Origin of the sequence: Streptomyces sp. SS1-1, assembly GCF_008973465.1 — a bacterium.
Lineage (GTDB): Bacteria > Actinomycetota > Actinomycetes > Streptomycetales > Streptomycetaceae > Streptomyces.
This window is the reverse complement of record NZ_WBXN01000004.1, coordinates 5900428-5919918: the sequence shown is the minus strand read 5'-3', so window position 1 is coordinate 5919918 and position 19491 is coordinate 5900428. Positions and strand designations below refer to the sequence as shown.

General features: G+C 66.3%; 16 protein-coding genes and 2 pseudogenes. 13 read left to right on the top strand and 5 right to left on the bottom strand.

Annotated elements, in window-relative coordinates; translation table 11 throughout:
- Positions 1 to 62: 62 nt before the first annotated feature.
- The 3 genes from F8R89_RS28455 (at position 63) to F8R89_RS28445 (ending at position 4108) form a co-directional block, all read left to right on the top strand.
- Positions 63 to 1073 (top strand): SMODS domain-containing nucleotidyltransferase, encoded by a 1011-nt coding sequence (locus F8R89_RS28455; protein ID WP_225994520.1) that lies wholly within the window; start codon positions 63 to 65, stop codon positions 1071 to 1073.
- Positions 1070 to 2797: a ThiF family adenylyltransferase gene (locus F8R89_RS28450; protein ID WP_151786618.1), complete on the top strand. Its 1728-nt coding sequence runs from the start codon at positions 1070 to 1072 to the stop codon at positions 2795 to 2797. The genes F8R89_RS28455 and F8R89_RS28450 overlap by 4 nt, the downstream gene beginning before the upstream one ends.
- 150 nt (positions 2798 to 2947) lie before the next feature.
- Positions 2948 to 4108, top strand: coding sequence for an HNH endonuclease (locus F8R89_RS28445; RefSeq protein ID WP_225994519.1), 1161 nt, complete (start codon positions 2948 to 2950; stop codon positions 4106 to 4108).
- Positions 4109 to 4389: 281 nt separating this feature from the next.
- On the opposite strand, the gene F8R89_RS28440 is transcribed toward F8R89_RS28445, so the two are convergent.
- Positions 4390 to 5709, bottom strand: a complete 1320-nt coding sequence (locus F8R89_RS28440) for a hypothetical protein (protein ID WP_225994518.1) — start codon at positions 5707 to 5709, stop codon at positions 4390 to 4392.
- A 1010-nt stretch (positions 5710 to 6719) separates the two neighbouring features.
- Between F8R89_RS28440 and F8R89_RS28435 the strand changes: the two genes are divergently transcribed.
- The 10 genes and pseudogenes from F8R89_RS28435 to F8R89_RS28385 all read left to right on the top strand — a co-directional run bounded on the left by F8R89_RS28435 (position 6720) and on the right by F8R89_RS28385 (position 14758).
- Positions 6720 to 7703 carry a hypothetical protein gene (locus F8R89_RS28435; protein ID WP_151786616.1) on the top strand — a complete coding sequence of 328 codons (984 nt, stop codon included), beginning with the start codon at positions 6720 to 6722 and terminating at the stop codon, positions 7701 to 7703.
- 146 nt (positions 7704 to 7849) lie between these two features.
- A complete protein-coding gene (locus F8R89_RS28430) occupies positions 7850 to 8026 on the top strand; it encodes a hypothetical protein (protein WP_225994517.1) in 177 nt (58 codons plus the stop codon).
- 186 nt (positions 8027 to 8212) lie between these two features.
- On the top strand, positions 8213 to 9202 hold the full coding sequence (locus tag F8R89_RS28425; RefSeq protein WP_192806257.1) for a hypothetical protein: 990 nt from the start codon (positions 8213 to 8215) through the stop codon (positions 9200 to 9202).
- Positions 9103 to 9972: an IS5 family transposase gene (locus F8R89_RS28420; protein WP_151782049.1), complete on the top strand. Its 870-nt coding sequence runs from the start codon at positions 9103 to 9105 to the stop codon at positions 9970 to 9972. Before F8R89_RS28425 ends, F8R89_RS28420 begins: the two co-directional genes overlap by 100 nt.
- Positions 9973 to 10043: 71 nt before the next feature.
- On the top strand, positions 10044 to 10373 hold the full coding sequence (locus F8R89_RS28415; RefSeq protein WP_151782048.1) for a hypothetical protein: 330 nt from the start codon (positions 10044 to 10046) through the stop codon (positions 10371 to 10373).
- 156 nt (positions 10374 to 10529) lie between these two features.
- The gene (locus F8R89_RS28410) at positions 10530 to 11471 is read left to right on the top strand and encodes a PIN domain-containing protein (RefSeq protein ID WP_151786615.1); all 942 of its coding nucleotides are present in this window, start codon (positions 10530 to 10532) and stop codon (positions 11469 to 11471) included.
- 95 nt (positions 11472 to 11566) lie between these two features.
- Positions 11567 to 12075: pseudogene (locus F8R89_RS28405) on the top strand (NAD(P)/FAD-dependent oxidoreductase); the annotation flags it as partial.
- 123 nt (positions 12076 to 12198) lie between these two features.
- On the top strand, positions 12199 to 13011 hold the full coding sequence (locus F8R89_RS28400) for a hypothetical protein (protein WP_151786614.1): 813 nt from the start codon (positions 12199 to 12201) through the stop codon (positions 13009 to 13011).
- A 53-nt stretch (positions 13012 to 13064) separates the two neighbouring features.
- Positions 13065 to 14084, top strand: coding sequence for a hypothetical protein (locus F8R89_RS28395; protein WP_151786613.1), 1020 nt, complete (start codon positions 13065 to 13067; stop codon positions 14082 to 14084).
- 212 nt (positions 14085 to 14296) lie between these two features.
- The gene (locus F8R89_RS28385; protein WP_225994659.1) at positions 14297 to 14758 is read left to right on the top strand and encodes a transposase; all 462 of its coding nucleotides are present in this window, start codon (positions 14297 to 14299) and stop codon (positions 14756 to 14758) included.
- 382 nt (positions 14759 to 15140) lie between these two features.
- On the opposite strand, the gene F8R89_RS28375 is transcribed toward F8R89_RS28385, so the two are convergent.
- From F8R89_RS28375 to F8R89_RS28365, 4 genes and pseudogenes are all read right to left on the bottom strand, one after another.
- Positions 15141 to 16109 carry a hypothetical protein gene (locus F8R89_RS28375; RefSeq protein ID WP_151786612.1) on the bottom strand — a complete coding sequence of 323 codons (969 nt, stop codon included), beginning with the start codon at positions 16107 to 16109 and terminating at the stop codon, positions 15141 to 15143.
- A 297-nt stretch (positions 16110 to 16406) separates the two neighbouring features.
- Positions 16407 to 17234: a hypothetical protein gene (locus F8R89_RS36340; RefSeq protein WP_225994681.1), complete on the bottom strand. Its 828-nt coding sequence runs from the start codon at positions 17232 to 17234 to the stop codon at positions 16407 to 16409.
- Positions 17235 to 17330: 96 nt separating this feature from the next.
- Positions 17331 to 17558: pseudogene (locus F8R89_RS37370) on the bottom strand (HNH endonuclease); the annotation flags it as partial.
- 533 nt (positions 17559 to 18091) lie between these two features.
- Entirely contained in the window at positions 18092 to 19204 is a 1113-nt protein-coding gene (locus tag F8R89_RS28365) for an IS110 family transposase (protein WP_151786611.1), read from the bottom strand.
- Positions 19205 to 19491 lie beyond the last annotated feature (287 nt).

The window sequence follows — 19491 nt, the reverse complement described above, 5'->3', positions numbered from 1 at the left end:
CACCGTCGCTGTCGTACCCCCACGCTACGGTGTCATCATCTTCGGTGAAGACGATTTACGGGATGGCGCCAGTGCAGCTCACCACCTGTTTCAACACGCTCCTCACGGACACTGTCAACCTGAGCCGGTTCAAGCTCGACATGCTCGACAACCGAGTGGACAGTGTCTACCGAGCCCTCAAGGCAGACGAGGAGATCGGACACCTCGTCCTCGACAAGATCCCTCAGGGTTCGTGGGCGCAGAGAACCATCATCAACCCGGTCGGCGACAAGGAGTTCGATGCCGACTTCCTCCTTCTGATGGAGGAGAACCCGGACTGGCACGGCAGCCCCAAGACCTACATCGACAAGGTCTACGCGGCACTGGACCGCCACAGCCGTTACCGCGAGATGCCGCACTCGCGCAAGTGCCGTTGCGTGCGTCTGGAATACAAGAACCTGATGCACGTGGACATCGTCCCGTACGTCCAGCTCAGCGACGGCCGCGACGTCATCGTCAACCGGGACGACAACTGCTGGGAGGCGACGGACCCCGAGGGCTTCACGGCCTGGATGCGCAATCAGGACGACATCACCGGCGGGAACCTGCGCAGGGTCATCCGGCTGCTGAAGTACCTGCGCGACCACAAGAACTCCTTCACCGGAACCCGGTCGATCATCCTCACGACTCTGCTCGGAAACCAGGTCAGCGACACCAAGACGCTGATCGATCCGGGCTACTACGCCAACGTCCCCACGACCCTGCTCCACCTGGTCCAGGACCTCAACACCTACCTGCAGGCCAACCCCAACAAGCCGTCCATCGCCGACCCCTCCGGGTCGGGCGTCACGTTTGACCACCGCTGGACCCAGGACACCTACGCCTACTTCCGCGAGCGGATCAGCGTGCACACGGAGGAGATCGAGGCTGCCTACCACCATGCGGACAAGGAGACCAGCATCGAGCTGTGGCAGGGTCTGTTCGGCACGGGCTTCAAGGAGCCCGACGCCCAGCAGAGCAGCGCGAAGTTCCCCGCCGCGACCGCGTCCGTGGCCGCCGTGACGACGACGGGGCGGTCGGGGCGCGCTGGATGAGCAAGCGAAAGCCCGGGCGGTTCGGCGCTCCCACACCGTGGCAGAGACAGGCGCTCGCGGATCTCCGCGCGATCGGCGCCGAGCAGCCGGACACCCTGCGCGTGGTGGGAGTGCCTGACCGTACGGACGACGGCGCCCTGGCAATCACGATCGAGATCGACACGAGGGGGACCGTCTCGGTCGAGGGAGGGATTCGGCTTCAGCCGCGCGAGCGGTTCGTTCTCCGCGTCCCGTCCTCCCCGCTGCTCCCCCCGCAGGTCGACGTCACGCACACCCGGTTCATCGGATACCCCCACGTCCTGCAGGGCCACCGGCTGTGCCTGTACCTGGACCCGGCGCGAGAATGGAACCCGGCAGGCGGCATCCGCTCCAGCCTAAACCGCCTGTGGGCCTGGCTCGGCGATGCCGCCGGCAACCGGTTCAACGCCTCAACCGCCCTCTATCACGCGGTCGGCGGGGTCCTGCATCAGTCCGCAGGAACACCCACCATCGTTGTGCGTGAACCCGTGCTCGGAAAGTGCGTCCAGGCCGCATACCTGATCCCAAGGACCGCTCAGCGCCTGGACCTCACTTTCACTCCGCAAGAACCTCCCACGGCACGCCTGCCGGTCATCATCCTCCCCGCGCCCCTGCCAATGGGAGCCGGCACCACACTCGTCGAACTCCTCCGGCAGATCGATGCGCCACTCGCCAGCCGTGCCCCTACCGCCAGGCCGTTCGCGCCGGCCGTGCTGACCTCCCTCGCGACCAGCGTGGTGAGAAACGCTGAGGACACACCCCAATACCTCCTCCTGGCCGTACCCCACCCCGCCGGCGGCCCACCCCATCTACTCGCGGGCCGAATCCCCGCAAACGCCGCCAACGAACTCCGCAGCCTCGCAAGGCGCCAGCCCGGTTGCCTGAGCACTCTCACCCCCAGCGCGGTCAACCCGGCCCTCCCGATCGAGTGGTGTCGAGTGTCCGACGAACGGCATACCGTCACAACCCGCCGCGACGACAACCGCCCCGTCAACAGCTACCAGCACAAACACATCCACATCTGGGGCTGCGGAGGCATCGGATCCTGGACCGCCGAGTTCATCGCACGCGCAGGAGCAGCACGCATCACGCTGTGCGACCCCAGCGTCGTCACCGGCGGGCTGCTCGTCCGGCAGAACTTCCTCGAGACCGACCTCGGCGCGGCCAAGGCCGCCGCACTGGCTGACCGACTGCGTAACATCGACGACCGCCTGACCGTCGACATCGCTGAGGGCCTCGTCCCCGAGGACGCCGAACAGATCATGAACCACGCCGACCTCGTGATCGACGCCACGGTCAGCCTGGCCATCGGGCAATGCCTCGATGTCCTCGCCCGCACACCCAACCGCAAGGCAACCCTCGCCCAGATCGCCACAGACACCCGCACCGGGACACTTGGCATCCTCACCGTCTGCGCACCGAGAACCCTCCAAGGCCCCCACAGCTTGGACTCCCTGGCTGGCCTTTCGGTACTCGACGACCACCAACTCGAGCTGTACCACGCCCTGTGGCAAGAAGCAGAGCCCGACGACGAACTCATACCGACCCGCGGCTGCTCCGTTCCCACCTTCCACGGATCCTCAGCCGACCTCGCCGCCGTCGCCGCCACGCTCACCACGTTTCTCGGCATGCAGCTGGCCGCGTCGAAGTCGGGAACCCACCTGGTCGCTCTTCCACACGCCCGCAGCGGACCGCATCATCACTAGTCCCCCATGTCCCCTAGCCCGGCCGGTGCGGCCAGACCGAGCGCCCATACCCCATACTTCCGCTGCACGGCACCACAGCAACAGACCGGTGTCCCCGAACCAAGGCCCGCGACACACTCAACCCCCGCGTGTGCCAAGAGGAGTCGACCAGTGGCACGCAAGTCCATCCCCGACGTCGAGCGGCTCAAGGTCTGGGTCCGCGCCGGCGGACGATGTGAACTTTGCGGAATCTACCTTCTCGAGGGAAAACTCACCTATCAGGACTTCACCCTGGGAGAGCTCGCCCACATCGTGGGGCAGGACGCAACGCCGAAGTCGCCGCGCGGTATGGACCCCCTCCCGAAGGACCAGCGCGACCTGGCTGACAACCTCATGCTGCTGTGCCGCGGCGAGCATAACGAAATCGACCGCAAGGGCTCTCTCGACGTCATGACGGTCGAACGGCTCCGGCGCATCAAGCGCGATCGGGAGGAGTGGATCCGGCGGCTGACCGCTCTTAACCCGGAAACCGGCACCGTGGTAATCCGGCTGATCGGACAAGTCCGCGGCCAGGAAGTCGAACTCACCAAGCCCACCGCCGCCGAGGCCGTCATCCGCTCCGAAGAGCGATTCCCCGACTTCCCCCTCAGCCTGCACGGCGACGGCTTCGAGATCGATCTACGACGCATACCCGGTGAGAAGGCCGGCGGGCCAGCGTACTGGGAGCAGTGCCAGCAGCAAATCGATCGGGTCCTGGAACACAAGCTGGCGGAAGCGCTACGTGAGGACTCAGTGCACCACGTGAGTGCCTTCGCCTTCGCCCGCTTGCCACTGCTTGCCTATTTCGGCTCCCGCTTGGACGACACATTCACCGTCTCCATCTACCAACGGCACCGCAGCACGGAATCCTGGTCCTGGCCCGACACGACGGACCCCATGGTGCGCTTCGTCACCGAGCCGCCTCTCTCTCCTGCCCCTGACGCCTCTGACGGAGTACTGATATTGAACATCTCCGGATCGATCCAGGCAGAAGAGCTACCCCAACAGCTTGCCCTGCTTCCGCGCTGGACGATTCACCCGCACGACGTCACCCCGTCCGTCGACGTGATCAATTCCGTTCCCACGCTCAACGAGTTCACCTCGGTGCTCCGGCGACTGCTCTCCGAACTGGAGGCCAACCACAAGAACCTACGACGACTGCACATACTGGCAGCTATCCCCGTGTCAGCTGCGGTGACGCTCGGCCGTGTCCACGATGCCAACGTTCACCCCGACTTGGTCATCTATGACCGCACCGCCGGCCAGTACACGGCAGCGTTGCGCATCTCTTGACGATCACGCACAAGGCGGCAAAAACCTGCAGCAATGATTGCGTGCCCCAACGCCGTGCGATCAGGACCCGCAGCACCGTGACCGCCGAGTTCCGCTGCCGCGGTGACCGCATCCTCACATGGCCAGCCTTCTCCATACCGAGCGGGCCATCGAAGAGCACTGACCGAGCCAGCGGTGCGCCGATACCCCGCCGCTCTCCCCGGGACCGGCGGCTCAAGTCCGCTTCTTGCCGTGGTGAGGGCGGATCCACCGGTTCACGGTTGACCCCACCCCTCACACTCTCAGCCCGTTAGACCGCCCCTGCGTTCCCGCGTACGTTCGGCCTGGGTCGTGTCGTCGCCGATGAGCCCGGCGAAGACCAGTGCGCGCGAGCCGTCGAGACTCGCCTTGATCTGGGCCTGGATGATGTCACTGGCCCTGCCGCGGGTTCCGATCCAGCCGTCCTGCACGAGTTGGGTGAAGGTCGTGTTGTCGAGATACCGGGGCACCGTGTGGTAGCCGAACAGCTCACCCCCTTTCGGGCCGGTGGCCAGTCCGGGCCGCCCTCGGAGCCACTCGACGTGTTCGCGCGTGAGGTACATCCCGCCGATCAGCGCATCTCCTTTCGGCGCCACTTGTTCGGACTTGCAGAACTTGATCCAGCACGGCTGGTGAACGAAGCGGTAATCGGCCGGCGGATCCTGTTCCAGCCGCATACACGCCTCTTCTACCTGCCTCATGCGCTTAAGTTGGTCGTCAAGATCACCGTCCGGCCGATATCCCCACTCGCTGCGCCCGGCTCCGACCTGGACCATCTTCTTGTACTGAACAAGGATGAAGCTGTCCCGGCTCACATGGTGATAGATCAGGTCGACGCCCAGCGTGTCCTCAGCCGGCAGGCGGTTCACATTGGCGATAAACAGTTTCTGGTCGCCCTTGTGGAATACACGCTTCGCGAGATGCTCCGCGTCACTTCCGATCCAGTCAGAGAAGCGTTGCGCATCGTGAGCGACGAGGTGGTCCTCGTGCGCCGGATGTCCCGGCAGGGTGGCGAGGACGGGGATCTGATCCCCGCCCTCTTCCGGGAACTTCGCCTCTTCAATGATGCTCCGGTCGAATCCGCCCAGTTGAAGTGCCAGTCCGGTGGCATCTCTCTGCTCCAGGAACAGCTCCCGCACTCTGCCGAGGATCCGGACACCGCCCACCCTTTCCTGCAACTGGGCGATGACCGCGGCCAGATCCGCGCGGAGCGTGGTAAGAGCGTTCAGCAACTCTTCGCCGGACCGCTTCGTCAGCACGCCGGACCGGTCGACTGCGTCCCTGTGCCGGGGCGGAAGCTGGTCGGACAAATCTTCCATCGGGACCGGAGGCGCGACTCGATGGAGTTGAGTCACCTCGACCACACGCCGGAAGGTCCCGGCAGGGCGACCGCTCCGGGCCTGCCCCACGTATTCGACTCGCGGTCGACCTCTCTCCTGCCCGGTCACCAGCAGGACGACATGTCTGCTCTTCCACTCGTCCCGTTCTCCGACCGACTCCCAGCCGGCATCGAGTTGCTCCTGCCGCTTCCGGTTGTCGAGGAACTTGGCCTCGCCGGGGGTGCACCGCAGTATCGCCACCATTCGATCACCGTACGCCGCCCTTCCTGCGGATTTCCACGACTCGTCGCCAGCATCGGATATATCGCCAACCCGTGGGAGAGCAAAGGGAATCGGACCTTGGCACTCCGCACCTCATACGGGCGTCCCTGCTCTCTCCGATCGACGCCCGTGACCGCTCTGCCACTCCGTACGACCCGAAGAACAACAGCTCGTCCAAGAGGTCGAGGATCTGCGAACGGCGCCCGGATCGAGCGGCCTTGAACCGCACAGGACGACAGGTGCTTCGCCCACCCCGCCTCGTCGGTAGGTACTCCCGGAGGCTGCGAGCGTGCCACCTGATCACTCCGTCGCGCCAGAACGAGCGCGAGCTCGGCGTGTTGGCGAACGCGTTCGCCGACGTTCTGGCCCGGCACGTCAAGGTGACGGGCATCGACGACGTACTGACCTTCTGCAGCACGTGCTAAGACGAGATCCACGCGGCCCGCAACTCGGTCTGGCTGTGGGCGTGGGTCTTGAACCGGGTGCGCAGCACCCTGCCGCTGCTGCGCGAGGGGGAAGGACGCGGCGACCGTCTTCATCCGCGACGGCACGGACCAGGCCCAGGCCCGTTCGAGTGCGGCCCGCTGCGGCGGCACCAGCATCGAACTGCGCCGCCGAGAGAACGGCACCTAATATTCGCGCTGTTAACACACGGTCTGCAATACGAAGCCGAACGGCCAGAGCAGCCCCTGGAACCAGGACATCAGGTAGGCGGGGGCAGGAGTTGAGGGACCGGGCAACGCCCGCCCCGACTCAGGATTTCGCGAACTCACTGGCGTCCCCGGCACCTTCTGTGGCAGGCTTCCGCGTGCCAGCAACGGGATCTCGCTCGTAGCCAGATCACCAGCTGCGCTTTAGCCAAGGAGTCTGCGGACGCACCGGGGCCACCGGCTTGTCTCTCACCTCATCTTTCACGTAGCAGGCACGAGTCTGCGGCGGTGTTCCCTACCGTGCCCGCACTCGTTGCCCGCGCACCACACGGAGGCTCAGCCATGCCGGCACATTCCGCACCGTCGCATCTCTTCTTCCTGACCCAGCCCAAGGGCAACGGTGCCATCCTCTTCAGCATGCAGGGGACGCCCCGCGGACCGGAACTCTCGAAGATCGGGACGTTCGAGGATCACGACGAATCCCAGCTGCTCGCCGCCACGCTCAACGCGGCTCTCCAGGGAGGAGCAGGCGCCCTCGCGAAGGTTCACGGGTGCTCAGCTTCCCTGCCTGGCCCCCTCAGGAAGGCGATCACTGACATCGCGGATGAGATCGAGGACACACATGGTGACGCTCCACGAGCCCGGGCCGTGCGCAGGGCCGCGCGGGCCGTCACGGAGAACCTGGGACAGCTCAACGCGGCCGTGTTCTCGCTTTTCAGCGCATCCGACTGCGGGAGCTGCCTAAGCTGCGGCTGCAATGTTGCCGAGGACTGCGCGAAGTGCGCCGTCTGCGGCTCGTCCCCCCGGGGCCGCGGCTGTGGGGACTGCGGCGGCGTTGGGGTAACGCCCAGGACCGCATTCGTTCTCCATCGGCAGCTGAGGGATCTTGCGGACAAGACGTACCGTGCCGCTTATGACCCCGACTTCTGGGAGCACAGCGTTCCGGTCAGCGCGGGGACTCAGTCGGACTGGTTCCTTCTTCACTGCGCTCGTGCGTACGACGACCTCGCGGCCGATCTACTTGCCGGCGGTATCCCGGAGCCGCGCTGTCTGGCCGAGAGCGTGCTATTCGGCTACGCCGTGGACGGCATCGGCGGGTTCAGTATCGAGTCCGTCCACGCGGACGAGGTCTATCAGACCCTTCCGACCTCTCGGTTCGACTATGACTGGGAGTTCCTCGCTAATGAGAGCGGGCTGCTCGACGTCGGCGACAGGGCGCACGACTTCCTGGAAGCAGACGTGGCCGAAGAAGACCTGTGGGACGAGTGGTTCAAGCCTTACACGGACGTCGAACCCCGGGCCACGACCCGCAGGTTCTGCTGCTGACGGTCGCCCGAAACCAAGCCATTGCTGGAACGGGCGTCCAGTCTGCTCGACTGGGCGCCCGCCCACGAGGACTCCATACCGAGCGGGCCACCGAGGAGCGCTGACCGAGCCGGCAGCGCGCCGGTAACCTAAAGGGCACCACGATCATGGTCGACGGCACCCGACTCCCGGCGCCGTACGAGCGGATCTCCGCCGAAGAGTTCGCGGCCTACGAGCTGACCTCGATCGAAGACTCCACGGACGAGGACTGCGCGACCGGCGCCTGCCCGGTTCGGGTTGATGGGGTTATACGAATTTTGTTCTGGTCGCGATTTCGTGAATGATCTCGGACTTCTGGCTTGGCCTGCCCAGCTCTTGCTCCCGATCGGAAGACGGCAGCGTTCTGAGGTGGCGGAGTCGCCCGCCTCCCCGTGTCCAGCCGGGGCTCCCCGCCAAGGGTGCCTTCGGCGTCACTCACGCGATGGTGGCTTCACCCCCGTGCTGTCAGTGCCGCCTCCTACAGTGCTTCCATGTCTGACAACGAACGGCCGCCCAACCGCAGGCTTGTTGAGGCCGTGTATCCCGCCGGCACCCACCTCGACCACTCCCGCGTCTCCTCCAACGGGATGCGCGGCAACGTACGCGACGACCGGGACAACTCGCTCATCGGCCAGGCCGAACTCTTCGACGTCCCCGACCGGTACGCCGCTGGCTACCAGGACGGCTACGACCACCGGTCCCACGACGACGAGTTCCTCCGTTACCTCGGGGACCTGCTCGCCCGCGAGGTGGTCCAGTGGTTGGGGGACCTCGCATATGACGCGGCGGCCCGCGGCTTCGCCACCGCCCGCCCTCGCGTCAACGCCTGGGTGCGCCAACGCGTGGACAAGCTGCGCAGCCGCTCACCGAGGGTCGCTGCAGCCACCCGCCCCGAGCCCGCCCAGGAATCCGGTCCCGAGCACGTACCGCCGCGACCGGCCGCCGCGACCACGGGCCACCACCGGGTGGACCCCGTGCTGCGCGCCGACCAAGGCGATGCCTGCGCGAACGCCGCCCTGGAGCGGATCAGCGCTCGGGCGGTCGAGGTCCACGGGATGGCCGCGCGCTACGCCGCTGACCTGCCTGCGGCCGATGCCGCCGACGAGGCCATGCGCCAGGCCGTGGCTGCGGCTGCGCCAGGACTAGCCGCCGCCGCCCTTCAACTCATCGCTTCTGACGAGGCGCTGGGACTGACCCCTGAGCAGCAGATGTACATGTGGGAGCGTGCCGCCGAACTCGACCTCGCCGTAGTCGAAGACCTCACTGGCACTCACACCACGCCGGCAGAGGACGTCACGCTGCAGAGCCTTGGTGCGCGAGGGGCTAGGCCGTGTTTTAGAAGTGGGCTTCGCCCCTTGCCCTGTGCCGTGATGATCGCGGTGTGGGGCGAGGGGATCTTTCTGACGGGCAGTGGGCCGTGCTGGAGCCGCTGTTGCCGGTCGCGGTGCTGGGGCGGCCATCGTTGGGTCGGCGGAGGCTGATCGACGGGATCCGTTGGCGGGTGCGGACCGGTGCTCCGTGGCGGGATCTGCCGTCGAGGTACGGGCCGTGGCAGACCGTCTACGGGCTCTTTCGCCGCTGGCAACGTGACGGCACCTGGCCCGAACTGCTGACCCGGCTGCAGGCCCGGGCGGATGCGGACGGGCTGATCACGTGGGAGGTCAACGTGGACTCCACGATCTGCCGAGCCCATCAACACGCCGCAGGCGCCCGCCGTGACGGACAGGCCCAGAAGGAACCGCCGGGCGGAATCCGCACCGAGCCCGACGACCACGGCCTGGGCCGGTCACGGGGAGGCTTCACCACCAAGATCCATCTGGCCTGCGAGCAAGGCCAACGGCCGCTGTCGTTGCTGGTCACCGCAGGTCAGCGTGGTGACAGTCCTCAGTTCGCCGCCGTCCTGGAAGGCATCCGGGTGCCCCGCACCGGACCGGGCCGTCCTCGTGTCCGGCCGCTGCGGGTACGGGGCGACAAGGCGTACTCCTCCCGCGCCAACCGGGCCTACCTTCGAAAGCGCGGAATCCGCTGCACGATCCCGGAGCCCGCCGACCAGGCCGCCAACCGCAGACGGCGCGGCAAAGCCGGCGGGCGGCCTCCAGCGTTCGACCGCGAGGACTACAAGGCCCGGCACGCGGTCGAGTGCGGAATCAACCGGCTCAAGCGCAACCGCGCGGTCGCCACCAGGTTCGACAAACTCGCCGTCCGCTTCGAAGCCACCGTTCTGATCGCCGCCATCGGCGAATGGTTATGACCGGCCTGAACTGTCGGTGCCACGTGCCATGCTGACCGCGACCAGGTGCTCAGGGTGAGGGAGAGGCAACGATGGGGGCTCAGTACTACGGCGCCGACAGCGAGAACGGCGACCGCATCGACGACCCCTCTGAAGACGCGCTGTTCATGATGATCAGCGACCTCAACGACTCCGACAACACGTTCGTGGTCGTCCAGCCGGACGAGGACGATCCTGTCTGGTTCGCCTCCGTGGCCGTCGTCGGTGAAGGCGGTTACGAGATCGTCCGCCGTGACACCTCCCGCAACGAGCACGAGGTCACCACGGCCACGAGTGTCAACGGCATCGCCCGCGACCTCACCATCTGGATGGCCGCCCGCGACTTCCCCGGACGGCCCACCAAGCAGGTCAGCGAGTTCTAAAACACGCCCTAGAGGCTCGGCCAGCGAACCAACTCAGCCCTGATCGCTCTCAAGGCTCGCGGATCTCGGTGGCCGCCTGCCGGGATCGGCTGCCACGATGTGGCTGGCGAAGTCGCCCGCAACGGTGCGGCAGCCCGAGAAGCAAGGGAGTCGTCCATGTTGCTGCGGCCCGGGGTCACCTGCGAGAAGGCGATCAGGTTCCTGGACGACCTGGTCCAGGGCGGCCTCAACGACGTCCGCAACTCCGTCCCGAACTTCGCCCAGCCGATGCTGGCGGGCGTGGAACCCTCGAAGCTGGCCGGGCCCGACCTGGTGGTGACGCTACGGCAGTACGCCGAGTGGACCGCGACGACCGCCCGGCAACTGGCGGATGTCTTCGCCGACCCGGCGGTGCCAGCGCGGCTGCGCGGCGAGCACTACAGCCACATCGTGCACAGCCCCCTGACGCCCTACCGAACCGCGCTGCTGCTGCACTGGGAGTTGGACGAGCTGGCGACGTACTTCATGGAACTGCAGAACCAGATGCGGCAGACCGTGGAGGAGTACCGCAGCTACCGGCAGCGTGTGCTGGTCGTGGACGCGAACACCCTGCTGCACTGTCAGCGCTTCGACAAAATCCCGTGGTCTCGGGTGTGCGGGAAGGGCCCGGCGACGCTGGTAATCCCGCACGTGGTGGTGGAAGAGATCGACACCAAGTCCTACTCCGAGGGCAGCGAAAAGATCAGGAAACGGGCGCGCGGGGTCTACGAGCTGCTGGGCGACGTCCTCAAGGGGCTGTCCACCGAAGGTCGCTTCGAACTGCACGACGGCACGGAGGTCCAGGTCCTACGCGACGAGCTTGGGCACCGACGCCTGCCGAACAATGACGACGAAGCCGTGGCCCGCGCGGCCCACCTGCAGCAGGCCATCGCACCGCGTCAGATCACCGTCATCACGCGCGACAACGGGATGCGCGGCAAGGCCATGACCTGGTGCCTGCCCTGGGGCTTCCCACCGGACAAGTACCTGATCCCCGAGGACGGCTTCGGTGCGAAGCACCGAGAGGCGAATCTCGCGAGTATCAGCGTCACCGTCCTCGAGGACGGTGACGACACGTAGTCCCGCCCGGGACCGTGGCCTTCCGTGACGGCTACGACCGGTGCTTCATCGGCCCGCGCCTCCGAGTGGACCATTCACGGCGTCGCGGTCAGAACGTCGGCGGGGGCGACACCGCCATGGAGGAAGCCACTTTCCGCACCCGCTTCGCCCGCTCCTTGACCGTCGTCCACCGCCGCTCCACCCTGCGCGCCTCTCAGGTCATGCAGAGCCCAGCATTCTCGGACGACAAGATCTCCTTCTCGTTCGACACGGAGATCGCGGAGGTCAAGGACGAGAAGGGCATGCTGGCGGGAGTCGTTCTGCGCGACGTCTTCAGCGGCGCCACCCGCGCGTTGGACGTGACTGGCCTGTTCATCGCCATCGGCCGCGACCCGCGCACGGAGTAGTTCAGTTGGAGCTGGATGACGACGACTACATCAAGGTCGCCTCGCCCTCAACCCGCACCAACATCCCCGACGTCTTCCGCCGGCAAGTCTTTGACCACACCTACCGCCAGGCCAGCACCGCCGCCAGTGGCTGCCACGCCGCACTCGACGCAGAGCGGTACCTCGCCGCGCTTGCCGACAGCAGGACCGAGAAGGTGTTGACCGTCGCACCGTCCTGACGGACTCGGGCTCCCGGGGCGGCCTCGCTCGTACGTCAAGCTGCCCGGTCATCCCGACTTGACGGTTAGGCGAGATACGTAAATCCCGTGCACTAGTTCGACTTTCACTCATATCCTCAAGTCGTGACAACCACCACTGAGGAAGATCAATACCTCAGACGGATCCTTGCACTGCTGGACAGCGCCAGGCGGTACGAGAGCCTCACCCAATCCGATTCCAGGCAGTGGCAGGTACAGCCGGGCAGCGCCCTAGCCGGGGACGACGCCAAGACTGACCCCTACCAGGTGTCGCACAACGCTTGGAACGCTCTGGGCGTGGCCGTCGACCACCTCCACTGCTTCCGCTCCACGTTTGCGGACGACCCGCAGGACAACTCGGTTTCGATCACGCTCCACACCCACGGGCAGTACTCATTACTGCGAGGCGCTTTCGAGAACAGCGCCCGTGCTGTATGGATGCTCGGGCCCAACCAGCGCCTCGTCCGCGTGCAGCGGCGGCTGTGCATGCAGGCTGCTGAGAACAAGAACTCCGACCGCATGAACGCACTGCTCCAGCAACACCCCAGGCGACCGCTGGACGTACGGATGCAGCAGCTGACCGACCTCGTCATCAAGGCGGGGACTGACCCGGCCGACGCCAAGAGGGTCCTCAAGCCCGCGACGTACTCGGAAATCGTGCGGGAAGCGGGGGCCCTGACTCCCATGGGATCTGCTGAGGCCGAAATCGTGTGGAGCAGCTGCAGCTCGCTGGCACACGGCGACATCTACGGCACCCTCAGCATCCTGGAGCGCAACATCGTGGGCACCCAGGGACGGGTGAGCCTCGCACAAATCACCAGTTCTCCGAGGGTGCTTTTCTGGGCGACAGACCGCACGGTCGCGATGATGCAGCGCGGCTTCGAGCTCTTCAAGGAACGCATCACCTGTCACCGCTGACCAGCGGCGCATGCACAGAAGCCACTGTCAGCACCGAAGGGAACAATCAACTCATGCGTGACCACCGCAGATTTAGATTGGCCGATGGTGCGGAACTCGTCGGCAGACAGGGCGACTCGTTCGAGATGCGGGTCAGCATTCCTTCCGATGACAACGGGTTCTTCGGCCGCCAGTGCCCGGAGTGTTCGCTGGTCTTCCGCATGGACGTTCAGCAGTACGAGGCACTGCCCGACAACCTCGCCCTCTGGTGCGTCTACTGCGGACACCACGCAGAGCACTCGGAGTTCATGACCGAGCAGCAACGCGATCGCATCATGCGCGCCGCAGGTGACTTCGCCATGCAGATGGTCAGCCAGGAGTTTGACAAGATGTTCGGCGGGCTCGCACGCAGCTCGCGCGGCGGCAGCATCTCCTTCTCCTATAGGTCGCAGCCCTTCTACCCCCGCCCGCTGCCGGGCATCGACGAGGAGCAACTCGTCCGTGTCCGCACCTGCGCGGGATGCCAGAACAACTACGCGGTCTTCGGAGAACATCGATACTGCCCCGTGTGCGGTCAGCTGCCGGCCGCATCGGTCGCCTTCGACGCCCTCCAAGCCGATACCGCCCGCCTGAACGCGTTGGAAGCCCTGCCCACGGACGCGAAGGCACTGCTCCGGGAACAGGGAGTGTTCACGCGCAACTGGGTCGACACCGTAGAGAACGTGGTCGGAGTAGTGGAAGCCTTGGCTTCCTCCCTCTTCCGTGCGGCCGTGCCGAACGCGGCCAGCCTCCTCAACGGCAAGGGGGCCATCTTCCAGCGTCTCGACCACATGGCCGACCTCATCGTCACCGCCGGCTTCCCCGACCTTCGGACCGCTCTCGGCTCGCAAACGTGGCAGCACCTCCTCGAAACGTGGGCCGCTCGACACGTCTTCACCCATAACGACGGCATCGTGGACGAGAAGTACCTGATCAAGGTGCCTGGTTCATCCGCACAGATCGGGCAGCGTCTCGTACTGACCGAAACCATGTGCCGCAGCGCCCTGAACGATGCCAAGGCCCTGTGCGAAACCCTCGTGGACGTGCTGCGCTAGAGGCGCGCGAGGGCACATCTAAGTCACATGAGCCAGGGAAACAGCCGACCGACTCGATCAGCTGCCGCACCGTCGTGAGCAGGGCCTCGCCCGGCCGCGGGGTGCCGCGGTTGCGGTAGGAGGGGCGCAGCAGGCCGATGCCCCGGGCGGCGAGGGAGCGGTGAGACTGCGGGCCAAGGGCTACCTCGGCCACTATCAGCGGGTGAAGATGGCTGTCGCACCCCTGCGGCGGGGACTGCCCCTGGACACCACGCGAACGCCCGCCCTCTCCGCGCGAGACCGCACGCTGGATCACCACCCGCCCGGACCGCCGCAGCCCCCACTCCACCGAGCGGCTGCACCGGCTCCTCGCACACTGCCCGGAACTCCAGCGCACCCACGGCCTGGTCCGCCAGTTCACCGCCATGCTCAACCACCGCGACGCCGCACCTCTGTCGACCTGGCTCGATGAGCTCTCCCGCAGTGGCCTGGCGCCCCTTATCGGTATCGCCGGGGCCCTGCGCGAAGACCGGCACGCAGTCACCCAGGACATCACCACCCGCTACAACAACTCCGGCGTCAACGAAGGCCGCATCACCGACCTCAAACTCCAAAAACGCCTGATGGCCGGACGCGCCGGCGTCCCCCTCCTCCGCCACCGGGTCGTCCTGATCGCCCATCTCCGCCGCCGCTAGGCGGACCGGCGGACCCCCGCGCCGAGGTGATCTCCGACTACGAGAATCTTGCCAGAGCCACGTCCACGTGTACGCCGATACCAGCGGCAGTGCGGCCCGCAGACGCTTGTTGTAAGCCGGGCGCTGGGGCAGATGCGGAAACAGGGCCCGCAGATGGGCGTGGGCGAAGCGCAGCCAGCGGGCCTCGCCGTGGAAGCCCAACACCGCCTGGGTCACGGTCAGAGTGACCAGTTCCGCGTCGGTCAGCCGGGACGGCTGGCCCCGCCATCGCGGGGTCTTCAAGCGGTCGTCGACATGCACGTACAGTGCGGTCAAGAGGGTGTCTAGCTCGGTCGTCACGACCCGATGCTGGACGCCCTCCCCCACATACGGAACTACTGGTCTAGGCCAGGACGTCGACGCGCCCCGAGCACGCCCGCTGAATGGCCTGCAGGTCCGCCCGCGCAGGGCCGGCGCTTCCGCCGTGGACGGCTGTCCGCACCTTCGCCTCAATCTCAGCCACCACCTCGTCGGTGAGGAACGGCAGGCCGATGCGGCGGTAGCCGGTGTCCACGGGCGTGGACAGGCCGAGCTTGACGGCGTCCCAGGCCCGCAGCGCCGCCTTCTGCTCGTCGGCGTGGCCGCCGCCCGCCTGCCGCTCGCCGCGCAGCCGCCGGATCCAGGGCTTCGCCGTGCTCGTCGTGCTGCGGCTGCGTGCCTGGTCGAGCTCGTCGAGGTCTCTCAGCAGGGTCTGCGTGTCGGCGTGGATCTGCGTGCACAGCTTCCGCGCCCGGGCAAATGTCTTGTGGGTGACCACCGCGGCGGCCACCACGAGCGTCAGGCCAGTGGAAATCAGAGGCACCGGGTGCGTGGCGACGAACCGTGCCCCCAGGAAGGCCACCACGGCGAAGATGCCGGTCACGTTCGCCAGCGCCCGGAAGACAGCCGCTCGCTGGATACGGCTCGCGAGCCGCTCCAGGACGTGGTCCTTCGGCTCGGCGATCCGAGACGTGATCGTCAGCGCGATGTAGATCAGTGCCAGCGAGAGCGCGGCCTGCCGGTAGTTGACCGGCTGCGCCGTGCCGCCGAAGACCTTGACCAGACTGACGATCGGGCCGGGGACCGCGAAGCTCCCGACGATGAACAGGATCACGAAGATTTTGAGGATGCCTTCACGGAGATGGTTCGCCTTCAGGTAGCGGTTCAGGGCTGGCATCCCGGAAAGCGCCACCACCCATCCGCTGATGAAGAGGAACTTGCCGAGCCCCTGCTGGCCGTCCCGGAAGAGCAGGTCGCCGTACATGATGCTCGCGAACCCGAGGGGAAGCAGAGCGAGTTGCCCGTAGGTGCGCACGGTGCGGACCGTTGTCATGAGCCCACTGTGTGAGACCGCACCGGTCGGCCGTGCTGATTTGAGGTAGGCCAGAGGGTTCCGGCGCCGTACGACGGTTGTTGTTCGCTTACCTGCCCGCGCCGCACTCGGATTGCGCGTGCCGTCAGCCGCTGCTCGGAGACATGCCTGCCCCGACCCGCCCGCGCGTGGGCTTTCGCAGGCCCAGTGACCGGCTGGTGAGTGATTGGCCGACGACTTACTACCAACCCATTGACTGTTCCGAGCCGAACGGCGGTGATCGAACCCGAGGGATCCCGCTGACACCGGTACAGCTCGTCACGACTGCCGATCAGGTACGGGCTCTTTCCCGGATTGCTGCCCGCTGTTCTCAGAGGAGCTGGTGGGGCCGCCCGCCGATAGCCGCGACTTTCCGTGCAGCCAGTTCCACACGGTCTTGGAGTCGGTGCCCAGCCGTGCGGCTAGCGACACGGTGGACGGCCGCTGCTTCGTGGGCATGCTCCAGTATGTCTCGCGCAGTTCGCGCACCCGAGCGTCGGAAATCTTCACCATGCGGTGGGCTTCGCCGCGTGCATGGTTTGTCCGTGCCTCCGCCTCGGGCTCCAGTTCGCCGGTGGGGCCGCCTGCTTCTTGGCGGCCGGCCCCGCGCAACCAACGGTGAATGGTCCCCCAGTACACGCCATGCCGCTGGGCAAGGACTTCGAGCTTAGGCCGCTTCCCATGAGGAGCGTTCCAGTACTCCTCCCGCAATGCCCTGACCTCCCGGTTGGACACCTTGGTCGCGAAGTGGTCATCTCCCCGGTCATACTTGCCCTGCGCCAGACGATCATGCATGTTCTGCTTTTGTGTCCCCAGCTTGAGATGGCGCGGGTTGCAGCAGCCCGGATTACTGCCCCCAGGACACAGATGCCGAACAACAAGATCACTGTCGATACACGCCAGGGTCAGACCGTGGTGCAGGACATAAGCGACCCGGGCAGCCTGCGTGTGGCGACCTTCCCAGTACACGAAGCCGTATCCGAAGTCATGCCGACTCGCCGCCATCCAAGGCCAGCACACGGCATCGCCGCCGCTGCGGTCTATCTTCCGCCAGAACTCCGCCTCGAGTGCCTTTCGTGCCAGCTCTTTCAGGTCGCCGCTCGTCACCCTCCACCCGCCGGGAGGCGGTGGGATCAAGGTTCGCACCGCGTGGGGGCCAGGCCGGTCCCGATGAAGGCGAAAGCGGTCCGTCATGTTGTCTCGCTGCGAGCCAACCGTCAGGTGTGCCGGATTGCAGCAGGGGGGATTGGCGCATAGATGCCGAACGAGCCTGTGTGCGGGAAGGTTCGAGGCCAGGCCATGAGCCAGCACATACGCAACCCGATGGGCACTGACGGTACCGATCAGAGTCCGTCCGGCATAGTACTGGCCGTAGCCGTCGATGTTGAGCGCGCCGAGGAAGGGCCAGCATTCAGTCTCGCCCGGTGACATGTCCACTGATGTCCAGAACTGTGCCTCCCGCAAGGCTCTGCGCTCTGGCGTTTCTGCGCTGCCGCGGTAGGTGCGCGGTCGTGGTAGCGGCAGGGACGTAGGCCGGGGGAGGTGACGGTAGCTCCGGCCCCCGACGATGCCGTCGATCACAGCACGCGATACACCCAGTTCTTCTGCAGCCTCCGCCCTGGTGGTGTGGCCGCCGGCCATGGACTGGAGTACCCACTGGGCTTGTTGGTCGCTCAAGGAGCGCTGGTTGCGTGGCACATCCGGACGGTACAAGGGGGCACTGACAACACACGCCCGGAATACATGGACTCCTCTCCCAACGAGTGCAATCGCAAAGTAGGCGAACCCTAGAAGCGTCACAGGAACACGGACCGCATGAAGCGCCAACCGCATCGTGCGCGCCAGCGTAGCCGGTCTCTGACGAAGCCGCACCGAAGCGCTCTGATGCACTTCGTCGTCTCACGGCTCGGCTCAAAGTCCCGTCAGGACGGACCCCGGCGGGGCCTCGCCGTATCACACAGCCCCTATGAGCGGGGTGCCGACTGTAGCTGTTTGACCAGGTGGAAGACCTCGCGTGCCGCGTAGCGTTTGAGGCAACGGACGACTTCACGAAGGGTCTTGCCCTCCTTGATCCGGCGCTCGTAGTAGTCCTGGGTACGCGCGTCGACCCGCAGGCGGGTGAACACGATGCGGTGGAGCGCGGCGTTGGCCTGCCGGTCACCAACGCGGTTGAGGCGACGGTACCGCCGGCGTCCCGAGGAACGCTCAACAGGGCTGACACCGCACAGCGCGGCGAACGACGCCTCGCTGTCCAGCCGTTCCGGGTTGTCCCCCACCGTGATCAGCAAAGCGACCGCCGTGTCCGGACCGATCCCGACCACGTCCAGCAGCTGCGGAGCATGCCGTTCCACGAGCCGGGTCAGACGAGCCTCTACATCCCGGATCTGCTCGGAGAGCTGGCCGATCCGGTGAGCCAGCAGGCCCAGCGTGATCCGGGTGGCCTGCACCACCGACTCCGCGCCGGCATCCTCGCGACTGCTCACACCGGTGAACTGCGCACAGGTACGGAAGAGTTCGGCATTGCCCAGTCCGGCCAGTTCCTCCCGCAAGACGGGATCGGCAGTGACGAGTACGGCCTTGAGCTGGTTGATGGCCTGCGTGCGGGCTTTGACGGCCGACACTTTCGTGAGTTTGTACATTCTCGCGATCTGCACCGACCCGTCGCCCGTTTTGGCCCGGGCACGGGCTCGCCCGCTCAACACGGCTCGCGCCGCGTTCTGGGCATCGAGCGGATCCGACTTGCCGCGACGCCGACGATCCGCCCGATCCATCCGATTCACGTCAAACACGTCTATGCCCTGGGCCAGCAGATAGCGGGACAACGACGCTCCGTATGAGCCGGTCCCCTCCACCCCAGCCCGTCTCACGGTTCCCCACCTCCTGGCGCGCTTCAGCAGATCGCGGTAGCCGGCCGCGGTGGCCGGGAACTCATCGGTAGCAAGGACCGCCCCCGACACGGAGAGCACCGCAGCCATGTGAACATCCCGGTGCGTATCCACTCCCAGCACCACCTCCCCAGCAGGGCGGCGACGGGTTCGCGGAGCCGACAACGTACTGGGCACGGTCGAACTGGACATGCCCGTTCCTCTCCTTCCGGTCCGAGGACATCGCGTTGCCGGTACCGGGCCGCGTCAGACGGTCAGAATCGTGAGGACGCCACAACTATCGGCAGGCCCCTATCGGGACACACCCCGCCAGCCCGGCACCGACAACGCACCATCCCCGACCGCCGGCCGACACCGTGTGATCGAGACACTTCGGTCAGAGAAATCATGAGTCAGACCATGGGCCCGGGACAGCACCCGCCCATCCTGCTGCCCCCCATCTCGCTACCGCCCAGGAACCGCAGGACATGCTCAAACCC

What these genes read in the sequence shown, in the direction of transcription:
- F8R89_RS28365 (WP_151786611.1), bottom strand. Translation starts at nt 19,204, where the DNA reads ATGTCCAGTTCGACCGTGCCCAGTACGTTGTCGGCTCCGCGAACCCGT.
- F8R89_RS28415 (WP_151782048.1), top strand. Translation starts at nt 10,044, where the DNA reads ATGGGGGCTCAGTACTACGGCGCCGACAGCGAGAACGGCGACCGCATC.
- F8R89_RS28430 (WP_225994517.1), top strand. Translation starts at nt 7,850, where the DNA reads ATGGTCGACGGCACCCGACTCCCGGCGCCGTACGAGCGGATCTCCGCC.
- F8R89_RS28425 (WP_192806257.1), top strand. Translation starts at nt 8,213, where the DNA reads ATGTCTGACAACGAACGGCCGCCCAACCGCAGGCTTGTTGAGGCCGTG.
- F8R89_RS28410 (WP_151786615.1), top strand. Translation starts at nt 10,530, where the DNA reads ATGTTGCTGCGGCCCGGGGTCACCTGCGAGAAGGCGATCAGGTTCCTG.
- F8R89_RS28435 (WP_151786616.1), top strand. Translation starts at nt 6,720, where the DNA reads ATGCCGGCACATTCCGCACCGTCGCATCTCTTCTTCCTGACCCAGCCC.
- F8R89_RS28455 (WP_225994520.1), top strand. Translation starts at nt 63, where the DNA reads ATGGCGCCAGTGCAGCTCACCACCTGTTTCAACACGCTCCTCACGGAC.
- F8R89_RS28395 (WP_151786613.1), top strand. Translation starts at nt 13,065, where the DNA reads ATGCGTGACCACCGCAGATTTAGATTGGCCGATGGTGCGGAACTCGTC.
- F8R89_RS28440 (WP_225994518.1), bottom strand. Translation starts at nt 5,709, where the DNA reads ATGGTGGCGATACTGCGGTGCACCCCCGGCGAGGCCAAGTTCCTCGAC.
- F8R89_RS28450 (WP_151786618.1), top strand. Translation starts at nt 1,070, where the DNA reads ATGAGCAAGCGAAAGCCCGGGCGGTTCGGCGCTCCCACACCGTGGCAG.
- F8R89_RS28375 (WP_151786612.1), bottom strand. Translation starts at nt 16,109, where the DNA reads ATGACAACGGTCCGCACCGTGCGCACCTACGGGCAACTCGCTCTGCTT.